The organism is Roseateles sp. P1_C1_2 (assembly GCF_056406535.1).
This window is the reverse complement of record NZ_JBFUAB010000004.1, coordinates 225,581-241,671: the sequence shown is the minus strand read 5'-3', so window position 1 is coordinate 241,671 and position 16,091 is coordinate 225,581. Positions and strand designations below refer to the sequence as shown.

Genomic DNA, 16,091 nt, shown 5'->3' with positions numbered 1-16,091 from the left:
AAGTGACTTCCGGCTAGCCGAGCTTGTCCAAGGCATTCTCGATCTGCCCCCGCTCATGATCACCCAAGCCGCGGCCGGCGCGGCGCAGGCGCTCGACAAGGCTGGCGTCGACCGGTTTGGCCTGGCCGAGCTTCTCCGCCACGCGCAGCAGCACCTGCAGGCGCTCGAAGCCGCCCTCCATGCTCTCGGCGCTGGTGAGAACGCGCTCCACGCCCGCGGGGCCCAGCTTGGGCCGGTCCAGCAGGCGGTTCAGGGCCTCGCGCCGTTCGAAGCCACCTGAGATGCCGCCGGCGGCGCGGGCATAGGCATCGACCAGTTCGGTCTCATCGCCCTGCATGCGTTGTGCGACGGCGCCCAGGGCCTCGCGCTTCTCGAAGTCGCCCTGGATGCGCGTCGCGGCCTGCACGGCAGCGGCGAGTACGGCGGGCTGGGGCGTGACGGACACCTGCTTGTCGATGGCCGAGCGCAATTCGAAGTCGCCACCGATACGGTCCAGCGCCGCGGTCCAGGCGGCCAGCACGGCAGGGCTGTCGAGCAGCCTGGGGGCCAGCGCGCCCAGCGCCTCGCGGCGCTCGAAGTCGCCGTCGATGCCGGCCGCGGCGGCCAGCCAGCTCAGTTGCTGCGGCTCGGCCAGCGGCTGGCGGGCGATGGCGCTGAGGGCCTCGCGACGCTCGAAGGCGCCCTGCAGGCCCGCGGATGCGGCGATGAGACGGTCCAGGGTCGCCGCGGGCATCGGCGCGCCGAGCCCGAGCGCGGCCTCGATGCGGCGACGGCGCTGGAAGTCCTCCTGGGCGCGCTCGACGTCGGCGATCACGGCGTCGATGCCGCCCTTGGCGAACAGCTTGCGGGCCCTCACCTGGGGATCGGTCAGGCTCTCGGCCATGCGCTGCACGGCCTTGGCCCACCACTGGCGGCCGGCCTCGTCCATGGGCAGGCTGTGGCCGCCGACGCGGTACTCACGCTCGATGCGGCCCTCGCCCATGGACTTGAGCACCATCTCGCGCGTCAGCCCACCCTCGCGTTCCTTGACGGTCAGCGTGCCGGTCAGCGTCTGCACCTCGTCCTCGGCGTCGTTGAAGGCCGCCTTGCCATCCAAGGTCACCGCAAAGCTGCCGCCCGGATAGCGGCTGTAGATGCGCGTGCCGCGTACCGAGAAGGCCATGCTGTCGCCCAGACCGCCAAGGTCGAAGCGGTCCAGCAGACTGCGCCCGTCGGTGTGGCTGACGACGACGGCCGGCATCGCGACGAGGGCGGCCAGGATCACGGCCACCAGGCCCCAACGCAGGCCGCGGCGCTCACGAGGCGTCTCGTCATCGCCCTTCAGCAGGCGGCGCACACGGGCGAACAATGGCGAGCCCGCACTGGCGGCGCCACAGGCCAGGGCCGGGCCGTGCCGGCCGCCCTGGGCCTTCAGCGCCTCGGCGCAGCGCAGCAGGCTTTGCGCCAGCGCCAGGCGCTGGCCCGAGGGCGCCGCGGCGGCGGCGTCGCAGGCCAGCTCGGCCAGCAGATCCAGGCGCTGCAGTGCGACGCGGTTCAGCGCCTGCGGCCACAGCAGGGCCTTCATGACGGCGGCCAGCAGGCGCCAGGCCGGGTCGCGGCGACGCAGATGGGCCAGTTCGTGGCCAAGCACCGCGCGGGCTTCGTCGTCGGGCAGGTCCAGACACCAAGCGGGCAGGCAGAGCACGCGCCCTGGCGCCAGCAAGGGGCTGGCCCAGCCCGGGCGCGCATGGCGCAGTGCCGGCAGGGGCAGACCGAGGTCGGCCGCGAGGCGGCCCGCCAGCGCACGCCAGCGCACATCGGCCAATGCGGGCAGGCGCCGCACGGCGCGGCGCAGCCAGGCCCATTGCAGGGCCAGGCCCAGCAGCATCAGCACGGCGCCGGCCAGCCACAGCGCCACGAAGCCGACGGCGACGTCATGGGCCTTGGGCGCCAGCGGGGTCGCGATCGGCAAGGCGCCGAGCTGGGCGCTGGGTCGCACGGCCGGCGGCGCTTCGACGACGACCGACTGGACATCGGCCGGCGTCTGCACGCGATCACGCGCGGGCTCATGCGCAACGAAAGTGGGTGGCGCGACATCGGCCGGCGCGGCTTGCGGCAGCGCAGGCAGCAGCGGCAGGCTGGCGCTGACCAGGCCACCCAGCAGGGCCAGGCGCCACAGCGTCTCCTGCGTGGACGTGGCCAGGCGGGCCAACAGATGCGCGCGCTCGGCGGCCCACAAGGCGCCGATCAACAGGCTGCTGTGCAGCAGATAGCTGCACAGCCAGGTCAGCAGCACATCGGTCATCGCGCATCTCCCTTGCGTTGTTTCAGCAGTGCCTGCAGTTCGGCCAGCTCCTTGGCATCGACGCCGCGGGCGTCCAGCAGATGGCTGACGAGGGCGCTGGCACGGCCGGCGAACAGGCTGTCGACCAGGCTGCCGACCATGGAGCGCTGCACATCAGCCTGGGTCACCAGCGCCTGGTAGAGCAGCGCCCGGCCCTCACGGCGGCTGCTCAGCAGGCCGCGCTTCTCGAGCCGGGTCAGCAAGGTCGCCACCGTCGTGTGCGCCAGGTCGCGCTCGCCACGCAGAGCCTCGGCCACCTCCGCCGTGCTGGCCTCGCCGCGTGCCCAGAGCACGCGCATGAGGCTCAGTTGCAGATCACTCAGCGAGACCTCGCCCGCGCCGATTTCCTCGTCCATGACATTCTTCTACAGTTGTCGTACTACAAATGTAGAAGATTCAATCGTCGGCTGGCAAGTGCCTTTCGGCAGGGGTCAGGCCCCGGGGTTGCGCAGGCGCTGGCTGAACCACCACAGATGGCCGTCGGGGTCGATACAGCCATAGCTGCGGTCGGTCCAGTATTCAGGGCCGTAGTCGTTGTTGGTCAGCTCATAGGTCACGCGGGCGCCGGCGGCCTGGGCCTGCGCGCAGTGGGCATCCGCATCGTCCACATAGAGGAACAGGCTCTGCGTGTTGGCGCCGCCAGCGGCCTTGGGCGAACGCAGCGGCGCACCGAAGCGCACCTCGCGCTCGGCGCTGCCCTCCGCCACCATCAGCATGGCCTCGCCGTAGCGCAGCTCGCTGTGCATGACGCTGCCGTCGGGGTCGTCCACGACGATGACGACCTCGAAGCCGAAGGCCTTCTGGTACCAGGCGATGGCTTCGCGCGCGTTCTCGCAGTAGATGGCCGAGGACAGGCGCGGCCAGCCGGGTGGGGTGGGTTTCATCGCGGTCTCGCAGGAGCTTGAGTGCGGTTCAATCCTCGCATTCCGACTGCCGTGTCGCCACACCATGAAACGAATCGCCGCCTGCACCCTCGCCCTGCTCTGTGCCTTCAGCGCACACGCCCAGGAGGCCGCGCCCGCCTATGACGCCGCCAAGGCCCAGGCCTGGGGCGCCAACGACCAGGGCCTGCGCCCCTATGTCCTCGTGCTGCTGAAGACCGGCCCCAAGCGCATGCCCGACGGCCCCGAGCGCGACGCGATGTTCAAGGGCCATTTCGCCAATATGCAGCGCCTGGCCAAGGAAGGCCTGCTCGTCTATGCCGGCCCGCTGGATGGCCAGAACGACCTGCGCGGCCTCTTCATCTTCGCCACCAAGGACCTGGAGGTGGCGCGCAAGGCCGTCGACACCGATCCCGTCATCATCAATGGCGAGATGGTGGCCGATGTGCACCGCCACTTCGGTTCGGCGGCGCTGATGGCGGTCAACGACTGGCATACCAAGCTGATCAAGCCCAAGCCCTGAGCCAGGCCATAAGCCGCTAAGCTGCCGCCCGTATTCACGGGAGGCTTACAAAATGATCCTGGGCATCGACCTGGGCACCACGCACAGCGCGGCCGCCATTTTTCGCGACGGCGCACCGGTGCTGATCCCCAATGCCCATGGGGATTTTCTGACGCCGTCCGCCGTCAGCCTGGACGAGCAGGGCCACACCCTCGTCGGCCTGGCGGCTCGCGAGCGCGCCGGCCTGCATGCCCAGTCCACTGCCCTCGCCTTCAAGCGCTGGATGGGCAGTGACAAGCGCATCACGCTGCGCACCGGCCGGCACGAGAAATCACTGCGTGCCGAGGAGCTGTCGGCGCTGGTGCTGCAGTCGCTGAAGGCCGATGCCGAAGCCTTCCTGGGCGAGCCGGTCACCGAGGCCGTCATCACCGTGCCGGCCTATTTCAACGAAGCCCAGCGCCGCGCCACGCGCACGGCGGGCGAGATCGCCGGGCTCAAGGTCGAACGTCTGCTCAACGAGCCCACGGCCGCCGGCCTGGCCTATGGCCTGCAGGAACGCCCCGAGCACAGCAGCTTCCTGATCTTCGACCTCGGCGGCGGCACCTTCGACGTGTCGGTGCTGGAGTATTTCGAAGGGGTCGTCGAAGTGCGCGCCAGCGCCGGCGACACGCGGCTGGGCGGCGAAGACTTCAGCCGCGTCATCGCCCAGCTGTTCGCCAGGCACTGCGCCGCGCTGAGCACCGAGGAGCGCCAGGCCTGGTTCGAAAGCGAGACCTGGTGGCGCCTGGCCGAGCAGGCCAAGCGCGACCTCGGCGAGCGGGACAGCGCTGAGGTCAGCACGGTCTGGCGCGAGCGCCCTCTGAGCGCCACCTTGAGCCGCACCGATTTCGAGGCCGCATCGCAGGATCTGCTGCAGCGCCTGCGCCGCCCCATCGAACGCGCGCTGGCCGATGCCCAACTCGACCCGGGCGGCCTGGCCGAGGTCATCCTCGTCGGCGGCGCGGCGCGCATGCCCATGGTGCGCCAGCTCGTCGCGCGCCTGTTCCAGCGCCTGCCGCTGCGCAACCTCGACCCCGACCTCGCCATTGCGATGGGCGCCGGCGTGCAGGCCGGCCTGAAGGCGCGTGACGCGGCGCTGGACGACATCGTGCTGACCGATGTGATGCCCTACTCGCTGGGCATCATCGCGGCCACCGCCATAGGCGGCCGCATGGTCAACGACCGCTTCTCGCCCATCATCGAACGCAACACGCCGGTGCCGGTCTCGCGTGTGGAGCAATACCGCACCCTCGCCGACCAGCAGCAGGTGATCCTCGTCGACGTGCGCCAGGGCGAGTCGCCGGTCGGGTCCGAGAACCTGTCCCTGGGCAAGCTCGAGATCCCCATCGCGCCCGCACCCGCCGGCGCGGGTGGGGTGGATGTCCGCTTCACTTATGACGCCAACGGCCTGCTCGAGGTCGAGGCCCACGACTTCCCGGGGGGCAAGCGCCACGAACTCGTCATCGAAAGCCAGGGCGCACGCCTGAGCCCCGCCGAGATCGCCACGACTCGCGAACGCCTGCAGGCCCTGAAGCGCCACCCGCGCGATGAGCAGGACAACCGCTACCAGATCGAGCGCGCCAAACGCCTGTTCGAGGACCGCCTGGGCAATGACCGCGTGATGCTGCAGGACTGGCTGGCCCAGTTCGAGCTGGTGCTGCAGACGCAGGACCAGCGCGCCATCCGCGCGGCGCGCCAGCAGTTCAAGGAAGCGCTGGACAGCATCGACACGTCCTTCAGGTTCTGACGCGATGCAGGAGCAAGACTGGGCCCTGCTGGAGCTGGAGCCGACGACAGACCTCGCGGCGATCAGGAAGGCCTATGCGCTGAAGCTGCGCGTCACGCGGCCGGATGACGATGCCGAGGCCTATCAGGCCTTGCGCTCGGCGTACGAGCGCGTACAGCAGTGGGCGAAATGGAGCAGCGAAGAAGCGCCGGCTCCCGAAGCCCCCACGGAAGTCCCGACGGAACGCCTGGAAACGCCCGCCCCAGCCCCGTCCGAGGACCTGGCGCTGACCGCGCCCCGTGCCGACCCCGTCACGCTGGTGGAGCAGGCCGAGACCGTCTGGAACGAGCACGGGCACGAGGCCTTCGTGGCCCACTGGCCGTATCTGCGCGAGCAACTCGAGGCGTTGCCGCTCAGTGCCGCGGCCTCGGCGTCGCAGGCTTTTGCGGACTGGACGCTGCGGCACCCGGCCATGCCGGGTGCAATGCTGGCGCACTTGGAAACCTATTTCGGCTGGCGCGACGACTACCGCAGTGAGCAGCAGCTCGGTCCCGAACTCGCGCAGGCCTTGCATGCGCTGTTGGACGACGTGAGACCACGCCTGCTGAACGATCCGGAGCTGCTCAGCCAGGCGGCGCCGCTGTTCAGCCTCGACGCACTGAATGCCCACCCCCGCACCCGCTGGAAGGCATGGCTCGCCGGCGCCGCCAGCGCGCAGACGCTCGCGCGCATCAAGGCCGGCCTGGGCGAGCACCTGCTGACGCGCCTCGGTCTGCAGCCCACGTCCCAGAAGAGCCTGGACTTCCTGCTGCTGACCGGCCTGCTTCTGCGCTGGGCGCCGCTGCTGCTGCTCATCACCGCCGCGCTGTTCGTGGCCACTTCAGACCTGCAGTCGGCCAGCATGGCAGCCGTGGCCGTCGCGCTGAGCGTGATGGCCTGGCGGGGCGTGTCGTCCATTCTGGGCGCCTGCCTGCGGGATGGCCTGAAGGTGCTGGACCGCGCTGGCGGGGACGCGCCACCGCCCACTCTTGCGCCGGCCCACCGCACCTGGATCGGCCTGGGGCTGTTCGTAGCGGGTGCGCTGTTCGGCGTGTTCGCGGGCAAATGGCCAACACCCATCGGCGACGCGTGGGGCTTTCTGTGCATCGCGGCCGGCCTGCTCATGGGCCAGTGGGCGTTGAGCGCCGACCGCAGCCGCGCGCTGGCCGCCTCGCTCATCGCCGCCCTCTTCGTCTTCCACGCCATGTTCGGCCAGTTGCTGGCGCCAGCCACCTGGGCGGGGCTGGCCTGCTTGTGGACGTGCGTCAGCAGCCTGGCCTTCGAAGAGCGCTTGCCCAGCGCAATCGTCGGCCCCGTGGCGACCGTGGGCCGTCCGATCGGCAACGCCCTGGTCGTGAGCGACCACTGGGGCTCTTCGCTGGCCTGCTGGGTCCCGCTGGCGGTCGCTCTCAGCAGCTTTGCGCTGGATGGCCCGCGGCACGCGCTGATCATCTGGGGCTGCTGGAGCTTCGCCAGCTTCCTGCTCGTCAAGGCCCAGGCGGCCATCGACGAAGCCGTCCTGCGCTGGCTGTCGCGCAGCGCGAGCCAGGGCTGAGCCATGTGGGACCAGGACTGGGCCCTGCTGGGCATTGAGCCGACGACAGCGCTGGGGGCGATCAAGAAAGCCTATGCGCTGAAGCTGCGCGTGACACGGCCGGATGACGACGCCCAGGCCTACCAGGCGCTGCGCAGCGCGTACGAGCGGACACAGCAGTGGGCGAAGTCACAGGAGTTCCCGGCCCCCGACCCGGTGGATCCAGAACCGGAATCGGCCGTCGCCCCTGTGTCCGTCTCGCGCACGAAGGCGGCCCAAGACGCAGCGCCTCCCGAACCTGAGTCACCTCACGACATCGTCCAGAGCCTGCATGCGCTGTGGCAGCAGCAAGGGTCGCCGTCCCTGAAAGCCGCGTGGCCGGCTGTGCACGCCTTGCTGGAGGCCCAACCCCTGGCAAGCCATGCCGAGTGGTCGGCGCACTTCGCGCATTGGGTCATCCAGCACGACAACCTGCCGGACGACTTCGTGTTCGCGCTGAATCACTACTTCGATTGGCAGGGCGATTTTCGTGTCGAGCGCCAGATCGGCGCCCAGCTCGCCGCAGCCGTGCAGCAGACCCTGCACACGCGGCTGACGCGCCCCGCCATGCCCAGCGAGGAATTGAGGGAGAGGGTCAAGCCACTGCGGCAACTCGACAAGTTGCGCGGCCAGCGGGGCAGGGGCTTGTGGATCGCCACGCTGCTGCGGCCCGTGCTGATGCGAATGCTGTCCGGCATGGACCCTCGCACACTGGGGCAGTGCGGCATCGATCCGATGATGCGTCGATCCCTCGACAAGCAGTTGCAGGCGGCCTGGCTGTTGCGCGCCGGTCTGCTGGGAGGGTTGGTGTTCGCGCTGTTCCTGTTGGCATCCGATGACAGGGACCTGGCGACGTTGCGCATGACGATGTGGTGCCTGTGGGGCGCCGGCTGGCTTGCCGTCAGCCACATCTTCGGCCTCTTCATGCATCACGGCGTGGCACTGCAGCGCCCCGACAGGCCCGCACTCACCTTGCCGCTGCAGCGTTGGCGCCGACATCCGCGACAGCCAGCCATCGGCCTCGGCGTGGTCGCCGCCGCAGCCCTGCTGGCAGCGTTCGGCCAGGGGTGGGACCTCACGGCCATGGCGCTGCCGGTTCCGGATCACATCGCCGCATTGCTGCAGATGCTGCTGGACGCGGCGCCCTGGCTCGTGCTGTGGATGGGCGCCTTGCTGGCCTGGCCTCTGCATCCGGTCTTCAGCGCGGCCTGCCTCGGCTTGCTCGTGCCGGTGGGCGCGTTGCTGTTCCGCTGGGCATCGCCCGCAGACCCCTGGGCCGCCGTGATCGCCATCGCCGTGCTCTACGTGCTGGTCGGTGCCGCACGATTCGAGAACAGGTTGGGTGGCAACTTCCTGCTGGATGCCGTCTGCCGTCCCGTCACGAACACATTGGCTTTGGCCGATCGCTGGGGCTCGCCTTTCGCCTTGCTACCCAGCCTGCTCACGCTGGCCTATCTGTTCTCCGCACGGCCACACCCGCCAGCGACCTACCTCGTGCTGGCCTGGGTGCTGTCGACGCTGGCCCTGCACCAACTGCAGCACCGCGCCGAAACCTGGGCGCTTGCCCGCCTCAACCGCGCTTGAGCACCTTGGGCACCGGATTCGGCCTCAACCTGAACGCATCCGGCATGCCCGAACCCAGCAGCGGGCGCAGGTAGAGGCGGAAGGCATCGGTCACGTCGGTGCCACTGGCACTGATGAACTCGTCTTCCATCGTGCGCGTCTTGCCGGCGACGGCAGTGAGGGGCAACAGTTCGTAGTCCACCGCGTAGTAGCCGACGCGCTTGATGGCGACCGAACCGTCGCGGTCGCCGTGGAAGGCGTATTGCACGGCCTTCTCGCCGACCTCGCGGGCTTCGCGCTGGTCGACGTCGCTGACGCAGCCCAGGAAGCTGCGCTGCAGATAGCCGAAGGTGTCGCCGCGCACGCGCTTGATGCCCAGCTTGCCCTTGATCTCCTCGCAGAGCAGGTCGGCCAGCGCGCCGGTGCCGCTGAGCTGCACATTGCCGTGGGCGTCGCGCTCGAGGTCGCCCGCCAGCTTGGACAGCATGGGCGTGCCGGAGGCATCGTGGATGCCCTCGCTGACGGCGATGACGCAGCGGCCGAAGCGCTCGTAGGTGGCCTTCACGTCGCGCAGGAACTGCTCGTTGTCGAAGTGGCGCTCGGGCAGGTAGATGAGATGCGGGCCGTCGTCCTCGAACTTCTTGCCCAGGGCCGCGGCGGCCGTCAGGAAGCCGGCGTGGCGGCCCATGACGACGCCGACATAGACGCCGGGCAGGGCCGCGTTGTCGAGGTTGGCGCCCGCAAAGGCCTGGGCCACGAAGCGCGCCGCGGAGGCATAGCCGGGCGTATGGTCGTTGCCGACGAGGTCGTTGTCGATGGTCTTGGGAATGTGGACGCAGCGCAGCGGGTAGCCCGCCGCCTGCGCCTCTTCCGACACGATGCGCACGGTGTCCGACGAGTCGTTGCCGCCGATGTAGAAGAAGTGCGTGATGCCATGGGCCTGCAGCACCGTGAAGATCTCGCGGCAGTAGGTGGCATCGGGCTTGTCGCGCGTGGAGCCCAGCGCCGAGGCCGGCGTGTTGGCGACCAGCTCGAGGTTGTGGCTGGTCTCCTGCGTCAGGTCGACGAAGTCCTCGTTGACGATGCCGCGCACGCCATGGCGGGCGCCGTAGACCTTGCCCACGCCGGCCTGGCGACGCGCCTCGAGCACGACGCCGACGAGGCTCTGGTTGATGACGGCGGTGGGACCGCCGCCCTGGGCGACGAGGATCTTGGCGAGACTCATGAACGCTCCTGGCTGTCGTCAATCGACGGCGCGGAGTTTAGGTGCGTCGGAGTTTCATCCCGGTTTCAACCGCGCAATGCGGCCACCTCGGCACGGTGTCGCTCGCCCCAGTCGCGCAGGCTCAACAGCACAGGCTTCAGGCTCTCGCCGAAGGGCGTGAGGCGGTACTCGACCCGTGGCGGCACTTCGGCGTAGACCGTGCGCACCACGATGCCATCGGCCTCCAGCTCGCGCAACTGCATGGTCAGCACGCGCTGCGTGACGGCGCCAAGTTCGCGCTGCAGCTCGTTGAAGCGGCGCATGCCGCTCAGCAGGTGGAAGAGGATGACGGCTTTCCAGCGGCCACCGATGACCTCCAGCGTGGTCGACACGGTACAGGCGCGCCAGGCCGGCGCGGCTTCGTCTTGCGGGGCGTCCAAGGTGTCCTCCGTGATACCGAGGCAGAAGATTGTGCGTACTTCACAGCGGCACCGCCGCGTGAGAGGCTGGCGGCCCCTATTGAGGAGTACCCAATGAGTTCCGACCTGCCGACGATGCGCGCAATCCGCTACGACCGCGCCGGCCCCGCCCGCGAGGTGCTGCGCCTGGTGGCGGTGCCCGTGCCCGAGCCCGGCCCGGGCGAGGTGCTCGTGCGCATCCACGCCTCGGGCGTCAACCCGTCCGATGTGAAAAGCCGCAGAGCGCCGCAGATGCGCCACCCGGAGGTGACGCCGCACAGCGACGGTGCCGGCGTCATCGAAGCCGTTGGTAAGGGCGTGCCGGCCGCACGGCTGGGCGAGCGCGTGTGGCTGTTCAACGGACAATGGAAGCGGCCTTTCGGCACGGCCGCGGAGTGCGTGGCGTTGCCGGCCGGCCTCGCCGTGCCGCTACCCGACGGCGTGAGCTTCGAGACCGCCGCCTGCCTGGGCATCCCGGCGCTGACAGCCTGGGAGGCGGTGCATGGCGAGGATGCCGTCGAAGGCGAGACGCTGCTGATCCAGGGCGGCGCGGGTGCCGTCGGCCACTTGGCGGTGCAGTTCGCGGCGCAGGCCGGCAAGCGCGTCATCGCCAGCGTCAGCTCGGCCGACAAGGCGGCGCTGGCCCTCGCGGCGGGAGCCGACGCCGTCATCGACTACCGGCAGGAGGATGTGGCCGCGCGCATCGCGGCGCTGACCGGCAGCTGCGGCGTGGACCGCGTCATCGAGGTCAATCTGTCAGCCAACGCGGCCAGCTACACGCGCACCATTCGGCCGGGTGGCCGCGCCACGGTCTATGGCTCGGATGACTGGCAGGCCGTGCTGCCGCTGAGGGACTACCTCGTGCACGGCCTGGCGCTGCGCTTTTTCATCGTCTACGAGCTGAACGCGCAACGGCTTGCCGCCGGCATCGCGGGCGTGCACGCGGCGCTGGCGCGCGGGTTGGACGTGAGGATCGCGGCGCGCTTCGGGCTGGCTGACACGGCCGCTGCCCACGAGATGGTCGAGGGCGGCCGTCAGCTGGGCAACGTGGTGGTGTTGCCGAACACCTGAAGGGTCAGGCCCGCGACGACATCCAGGTTTCAAGTTGATCGGCCGGCATGGGCCTGGCGAACAGCCAGCCCTGGCCTTCGTGGCAGCCCAGGCCGATCAGGTACTGGCGCTGCTCCTCGGTCTCGATGCCTTCGGCGATGACGGTCAGGCCCAGGCCGCGGCCCAGGTTGATGACCATCTGCGCGATCGTCGAGCCGGCGGAGGAAGCCTGCGCCTCCTGCACGAAGGCGCGGTCGATCTTGAGGCGATCGACCTGCAACTGGCGCAACTGGCTGAGTGACGAGAAGCCGGTGCCGAAGTCGTCGATGGCGACGCTGAAGCCGAGCTGCTTGATGTCGGCCAGCACGCGCAGTACGAGGTCGGCGTCTTCCATGGCCATGGATTCGGTGATCTCGAGCTCGATGTTTTCGCCATGCACGCCACAGTCCTTCAGCGCCCGGCCCAGCATGTCGATGAAGCCGGGGTGGCGGAACTGGGCCATGGACACGTTGACGGCCATGCGGAAGTCGGCGTGGCCCAGGGCCTGCATCTTCTTGAGCTGGCCGCAGGCGGTGCGCATGACGAACTCGCCGATGGGGATGATGAGGCCGCTCTGCTCGGCCAGCGGGATGAACTGGTCGGGCGGGATGAAGCGACCGTCCAGCGTGCGCCAGCGCAGCAGCGCCTCGCAGCCGATGACACGGCCGTTGCCGAGGTCGACCTGGGGCTGGTAGACGACGAAGAGCTGGCTTTCCTCGAAGCCGGTGCGCAGGCCCTTGAGCAGCTTGAAGCGCTCGCGCGCATCGCTGCCCATCGCGGCAGAGAAGTATTGGGATGAGCCGCGCTGCTGCTGCTTGGCACGCTTCAGCGCGATCTGGGCATCGAGCAGCAGCTCGGAACCGACGGCCTTGGATTCGCCCAGGCGCACGAGGCCGGTGGTGGCCGACAGCTGCAGGCGTTCGCCGGCGACGACGAAGGGATCGGCAAAGACGCTGTTGACGGTGTCGGGGCAGACCTTGGCATGCTCGCCGAGCACGCCGAAGGTGTCGGCACCGACGCGGGCCATGGCCGTGTTCAGGCCCAGCATCTCGCTCATGCGGTGCACGACGGCCTGCAGCACCTGGTCACCGAAGTGATGGCCGAAGGCGTCGTTGATGTCGGAGAAGTCGTCGATGTCGATCAGCGCGAGGGTGACGCCCGACGGGTCCTTCAGGTTCTTGTCGAGCAGCTCGACGAAGCGGTTGCGGTTGGGCAGGCGCAGCAGCGGGTCGTTGTAGGCCTGGTCCAGCAGCTGGCTGTACAGCACGACGTTCTCGAAGCCGACCGCGATGTTGGAGCAGAAGGCCTTGAGCAGCTGCTGGTCGAGCTCGTCGAGCTCACGGCCGACATCCACCAGCGCGGCCATCGCGCGGCCCTGGCCCATGCCGAAGTACAGCACCGTGCCGTCGTCGTAGAGATTGCGCTCCTCGGCCAGGCAGCGTTCCAGGCGGTCGCGCACGGTGGCGATCTTGACCTGGGCCAGCGGCCGGTCGATGAGGCCGCTGTACTGGCCGGCGGCCGCGACGATGCGGACTTCGTCGCCCGTCTCGCCGCCCACCTGGGCGCAGACCAGACCCTCGGGCAGGATGCCGAGCAAGGCGCAGAGCTGGGTGACGACGCCTTCGGCGAAGCGCGACAGGCCGCGCATGCGCGACAGCGAGGTGCTGCTGTCGACGATCATCTCGAGGCCGCGGCGGTTGGCCTCCAGCGCGCAGATCTGGCGGTAGGAGCGCACGGCCGCGGTCAGCACCGTGTACAGCCGCGTGCGGGTCAGCTCCGACTTGGTCTTGTAGTCGTTGATGTCATAGGCCTGCACCGTCTCGATCTCGGGCGCATAGCCGGGCTGGCCGGTGCGCAGCACGATGCGCACGGCGTTCAGGCGCAGCTCGTCGCGGATATGGCGCACCAGTTGCAGGCCGGCGTCTTCGCTTTCCATGACGACGTCGAGCAGCACGACGGCAAGGTCGTCCTCGCTGGCGAGCAGCTGGCGGGCCTGGGCGGCGGAGGAAGCGTGCAGGAAGACGAGGGGCTGGCCTTCGACGGTCAGGCCCTGCATGGCCAGTTCGGTGGCCTTGTGGACGTCACCGTCGTCGTCGACGATGAGGATGCGCCAGGGCCGGTTTTGCGGGCGATGCTCGCCTTCGGCATGCTCGGGTTCATCGAGCAGCTCGAGCAGGTCGTCGTCAACGGCGGGCGTTTCTTGCATGGGGGCGAGGGCTCCGGGGCTGGGGCATCACGGCGCGGCCGCGGCTCCTACTCGTCAAGTAGCCGCAAGCGTACGGCATCCTCGGCCTTGTAGTCACGAAAAGCAGGGGCAAAAGTCCTGCGAATCGCCTCAACGTTTTGCGGGTTTGCCCGGACGCGGCGCGCTGTTACGACTCGCGCCGGTTACACGCGGCGGCAGGCCGGTGTGCTGGGTCAAGAGCTGGCCCTTGCGTGGGGTGGCGGCTTTCATCGGCGCCTGGGCCGCAGGCTTGCCGGTGGTGGAGTTCTTGCGCCGCGCGCTCTCGTAACTGCCGTCGGTCAGCGGTTGATAGCTCGGGATCAGATGGTGCTTGCCGTTGCCGATCAGGTCGGCCCGGCCCATGGCCTTGAGGGCCTCGCGCAGCAGCGGCCAGTTGTTGGCGTCGTGATAGCGCAGGAAGGCCTTGTGCAGGCGGCGGCGGCGCTCGCCGCGCACGATGTCGACGCTCTCGCCGCGCGTCTCGTCGCGGCTGATGCCCTTGAGCGGGTTCTTGCCCGAGTGGTACATCGCCGTGGCCGTGGCCATCGGGCTGGGGTAGAAGGTCTGCACCTGGTCGGCGCGGAAGCCGTTCTTCTTCAGCCAGACGGCGAGGTTCATCATGTCCTCGTCGCTGGTGCCGGGGTGGGCGGCGATGAAGTAGGGGATCAGGTACTGCTTCTTGCCGGCTGCCGCACTCGCGGCTTCGAACATCTGCTTGAAGCGGTCATAGCTGCCGATGCCCGGCTTCATCATCTTGGACAGCGGGCCGCCCTCGGTGTGCTCGGGCGCGATCTTCAGGTAGCCGCCGACGTGGTGGGTGACGAGTTCCTTCACGTACTCGGGCGACTCCACCGCCAGGTCGTAGCGCAGGCCGGAGCCGATCAGGATCTTCTTGACGCCCGGCAGCGCGCGCGCGCGGCGGTACATCTTGATCAGCGGGTCGTGGCTGGTGTTCAGGTTCGGGCAGATGCCCGGGTAGACGCAGCTGGGCTTGCGGCAGGCGGCCTCGATCTCGGGGCTCTTGCAGCCGATGCGGTACATATTGGCCGTGGGGCCGCCCAGGTCGGACACGATGCCGGTGAAGCCCTTGACCTTGTCGCGCATCTCCTCGATCTCGCGGATCACGGAGTCTTCCGAGCGGCTCTGGATGATGCGGCCCTCGTGCTCAGTGATGGAGCAGAAGGTGCAGCCGCCGAAGCAGCCGCGCATGATGTTGACGCTGAAGCGGATCATTTCCCAGGCCGGGATCTTGGTCGCGCCGTCGTGGCCGCCCTTGTCGTCCGCATAGCTGGGGTGCGGGCTGCGCGCGTAGGGCAGGTCGAAGACGTGGTCCATCTCCGGCGTCGTCAGCGGGATGGGCGGCGGGTTGATCCAGAGGTCGCGCTCGCCGTGGCGCTGCACCAGCGCGCGGGCGTTGCCGGGGTTGGTCTCGAGGTGCAGCACGCGGTTGGCGTGGGCATAGAGCACCGGGTCGCTCTTGACCTTTTCATAGGCCGGCAGGCGCACGACGGTGTGGTCGCGCGGCGGCATCTGGATGCGGCCGGTCTTGTGCAGGGTGATGGGCTTGGGCGCGCCCGGCTCGTCGTTGGACGCGCAGGCCTTGTTCTCTTCGATGATCTGGTAGGGGCTGATCAGCTCGTCGATGCGGCCCGGGCGGTCCACCTCGGTCGAATCGAGCTCGAACCAGCCCTCGGCCGTCGGGTCGCCGTCGCGACGCATGAAGGCGGTGCCGCGCACATCGGTCAGGGCCTCGATGGGCTCGCGGCGTGCCAGGCGATGGGCGATCTCGACGATGGCGCGCTCGGCATTGCCATAGACCAGCAGGTCGGCCTTGCTGTCCACGAGGACGGAGCGGCGCACCTTGTCCTGCCAGTAGTCATAGTGGGCGATGCGACGCAGAGACGCCTCGATGCCACCGATGACGATGGGCACGTCCTTGAAGGCTTCCTGGCAACGCTGGGTGTAGACCAGCGTTGCGCGGTCAGGGCGCTTGCCGCCTTCGCCGCCGGGCGTGTAGGCGTCGTCGCTGCGGATTTTTCGATCAGCCGTGTAGCGGTTGATCATGGAATCCATGTTGCCGGCCGCGACGCCGAAGAACAGATTGGGCTTGCCCAGCGCCTTGAAGGCGTCGGCGCTGCTCCAGTCCGGCTGGGCAATGATGCCGACGCGGAAACCCTGGGCCTCCAGCGTGCGGCCGATGACGGCCATGCCGAAGCTGGCATGGTCGACGTAGGCATCACCGGTGACGATGATGATGTCGCAGGAATCCCAGCCGAGCTGCTCCATCTCCGCCCGGCTCATGGGCAGGAAGGGCGCGGGGCCGAAACGCTTGGCCCAGAAGGGGCGGTAAGCGGTCAGGGCCTTGGGGGCGGCAATGGGCAATGCGGACATAAGAGGTGGATTGTCGACGGCAGGCCCAGAAAGCACAAAGCCCGCGCAGGGCGCGGGCTCGGGGCACTAGGCCGGGGCG

The 16,091-nt window shown here is 69.1% G+C and carries 12 protein-coding genes; 5 read left to right on the top strand and 7 right to left on the bottom strand.

Features of this window, described 5'->3' with window-relative positions:
* Positions 1-13: 13 nt before the first annotated feature.
* From AC1D2H_RS05715 to AC1D2H_RS05705, 3 genes are all read right to left on the bottom strand, one after another.
* A complete protein-coding gene (locus AC1D2H_RS05715) occupies positions 14-2,284 on the bottom strand; it encodes a M56 family metallopeptidase (RefSeq protein WP_478010221.1) in 2,271 nt (756 codons plus the stop codon).
* The gene (locus AC1D2H_RS05710; protein ID WP_477927997.1) at positions 2,281-2,679 is read right to left on the bottom strand and encodes a BlaI/MecI/CopY family transcriptional regulator; all 399 of its coding nucleotides are present in this window, start codon (positions 2,677-2,679) and stop codon (positions 2,281-2,283) included. The genes AC1D2H_RS05715 and AC1D2H_RS05710 overlap by 4 nt, the downstream gene beginning before the upstream one ends.
* A gap of 75 nt (positions 2,680-2,754) precedes the next feature.
* On the bottom strand, positions 2,755-3,207 hold the full coding sequence (locus AC1D2H_RS05705) for a VOC family protein (protein ID WP_478010220.1): 453 nt from the start codon (positions 3,205-3,207) through the stop codon (positions 2,755-2,757).
* A gap of 64 nt (positions 3,208-3,271) precedes the next feature.
* Between AC1D2H_RS05705 and AC1D2H_RS05700 the strand changes: the two genes are divergently transcribed.
* Genes AC1D2H_RS05700 through AC1D2H_RS05685 form a run of 4 tightly spaced genes read left to right on the top strand, consistent with a single transcriptional unit; the run spans position 3,272 to position 8,667 of the window.
* Entirely contained in the window at positions 3,272-3,727 is a 456-nt protein-coding gene (locus AC1D2H_RS05700; RefSeq protein WP_478010219.1) for a YciI family protein, read from the top strand.
* A 52-nt stretch (positions 3,728-3,779) separates the two neighbouring features.
* Positions 3,780-5,492 (top strand): Hsp70 family protein, encoded by a 1,713-nt coding sequence (locus AC1D2H_RS05695; protein WP_478010218.1) that lies wholly within the window; start codon positions 3,780-3,782, stop codon positions 5,490-5,492.
* A gap of 4 nt (positions 5,493-5,496) precedes the next feature.
* Complete coding sequence (locus AC1D2H_RS05690; protein ID WP_478010217.1) at positions 5,497-7,065, top strand: hypothetical protein; 1,569 nt, start codon at positions 5,497-5,499, stop codon at positions 7,063-7,065.
* A 3-nt stretch (positions 7,066-7,068) separates the two neighbouring features.
* Positions 7,069-8,667: a hypothetical protein gene (locus tag AC1D2H_RS05685; RefSeq protein ID WP_478010216.1), complete on the top strand. Its 1,599-nt coding sequence runs from the start codon at positions 7,069-7,071 to the stop codon at positions 8,665-8,667.
* On the opposite strand, the gene AC1D2H_RS05680 is transcribed toward AC1D2H_RS05685, so the two are convergent.
* Together AC1D2H_RS05680 and AC1D2H_RS05675 are read right to left on the bottom strand one after the other, a co-directional pair.
* A complete protein-coding gene (locus AC1D2H_RS05680) occupies positions 8,654-9,871 on the bottom strand; it encodes a 6-phosphofructokinase (RefSeq protein WP_478010215.1) in 1,218 nt (405 codons plus the stop codon). The two genes, AC1D2H_RS05685 and AC1D2H_RS05680, sit on opposite strands and share 14 nt — an antisense overlap.
* Before the next feature lie 65 nt (positions 9,872-9,936).
* Positions 9,937-10,290, bottom strand: a complete 354-nt coding sequence (locus AC1D2H_RS05675) for a winged helix-turn-helix transcriptional regulator (protein ID WP_477927983.1) — start codon at positions 10,288-10,290, stop codon at positions 9,937-9,939.
* A 93-nt stretch (positions 10,291-10,383) separates the two neighbouring features.
* Here AC1D2H_RS05675 and AC1D2H_RS05670 point away from each other — a divergent pair, with 93 nt between their 5' ends.
* Positions 10,384-11,379, top strand: a complete 996-nt coding sequence (locus AC1D2H_RS05670; protein WP_478010214.1) for an NADPH:quinone reductase — start codon at positions 10,384-10,386, stop codon at positions 11,377-11,379.
* A gap of 4 nt (positions 11,380-11,383) precedes the next feature.
* On the opposite strand, the gene AC1D2H_RS05665 is transcribed toward AC1D2H_RS05670, so the two are convergent.
* Both AC1D2H_RS05665 and AC1D2H_RS05660 read right to left on the bottom strand, forming a co-directional pair.
* Complete coding sequence (locus AC1D2H_RS05665; protein ID WP_478010213.1) at positions 11,384-13,603, bottom strand: putative bifunctional diguanylate cyclase/phosphodiesterase; 2,220 nt, start codon at positions 13,601-13,603, stop codon at positions 11,384-11,386.
* A gap of 129 nt (positions 13,604-13,732) precedes the next feature.
* Positions 13,733-16,012: a YgiQ family radical SAM protein gene (locus tag AC1D2H_RS05660; protein ID WP_478010212.1), complete on the bottom strand. Its 2,280-nt coding sequence runs from the start codon at positions 16,010-16,012 to the stop codon at positions 13,733-13,735.
* Between the last annotated feature and the right edge of the window lie 79 nt (positions 16,013-16,091).

Bases quoted from the DNA above. Each gene is read 5' to 3' on its own strand.
- AC1D2H_RS05660 (WP_478010212.1), bottom strand. From the start codon at position 16,012: ATGTCCGCATTGCCCATTGCCGCCCCCAAGGCCCTGACCGCTTACCGC.
- AC1D2H_RS05700 (WP_478010219.1), top strand. From the start codon at position 3,272: ATGAAACGAATCGCCGCCTGCACCCTCGCCCTGCTCTGTGCCTTCAGC.
- AC1D2H_RS05695 (WP_478010218.1), top strand. From the start codon at position 3,780: ATGATCCTGGGCATCGACCTGGGCACCACGCACAGCGCGGCCGCCATT.
- AC1D2H_RS05710 (WP_477927997.1), bottom strand. From the start codon at position 2,679: ATGGACGAGGAAATCGGCGCGGGCGAGGTCTCGCTGAGTGATCTGCAA.
- AC1D2H_RS05680 (WP_478010215.1), bottom strand. From the start codon at position 9,871: ATGAGTCTCGCCAAGATCCTCGTCGCCCAGGGCGGCGGTCCCACCGCC.
- AC1D2H_RS05715 (WP_478010221.1), bottom strand. From the start codon at position 2,284: ATGACCGATGTGCTGCTGACCTGGCTGTGCAGCTATCTGCTGCACAGC.
- AC1D2H_RS05665 (WP_478010213.1), bottom strand. From the start codon at position 13,603: ATGCAAGAAACGCCCGCCGTTGACGACGACCTGCTCGAGCTGCTCGAT.
- AC1D2H_RS05705 (WP_478010220.1), bottom strand. From the start codon at position 3,207: ATGAAACCCACCCCACCCGGCTGGCCGCGCCTGTCCTCGGCCATCTAC.
- AC1D2H_RS05685 (WP_478010216.1), top strand. From the start codon at position 7,069: ATGTGGGACCAGGACTGGGCCCTGCTGGGCATTGAGCCGACGACAGCG.
- AC1D2H_RS05690 (WP_478010217.1), top strand. From the start codon at position 5,497: ATGCAGGAGCAAGACTGGGCCCTGCTGGAGCTGGAGCCGACGACAGAC.
- AC1D2H_RS05670 (WP_478010214.1), top strand. From the start codon at position 10,384: ATGAGTTCCGACCTGCCGACGATGCGCGCAATCCGCTACGACCGCGCC.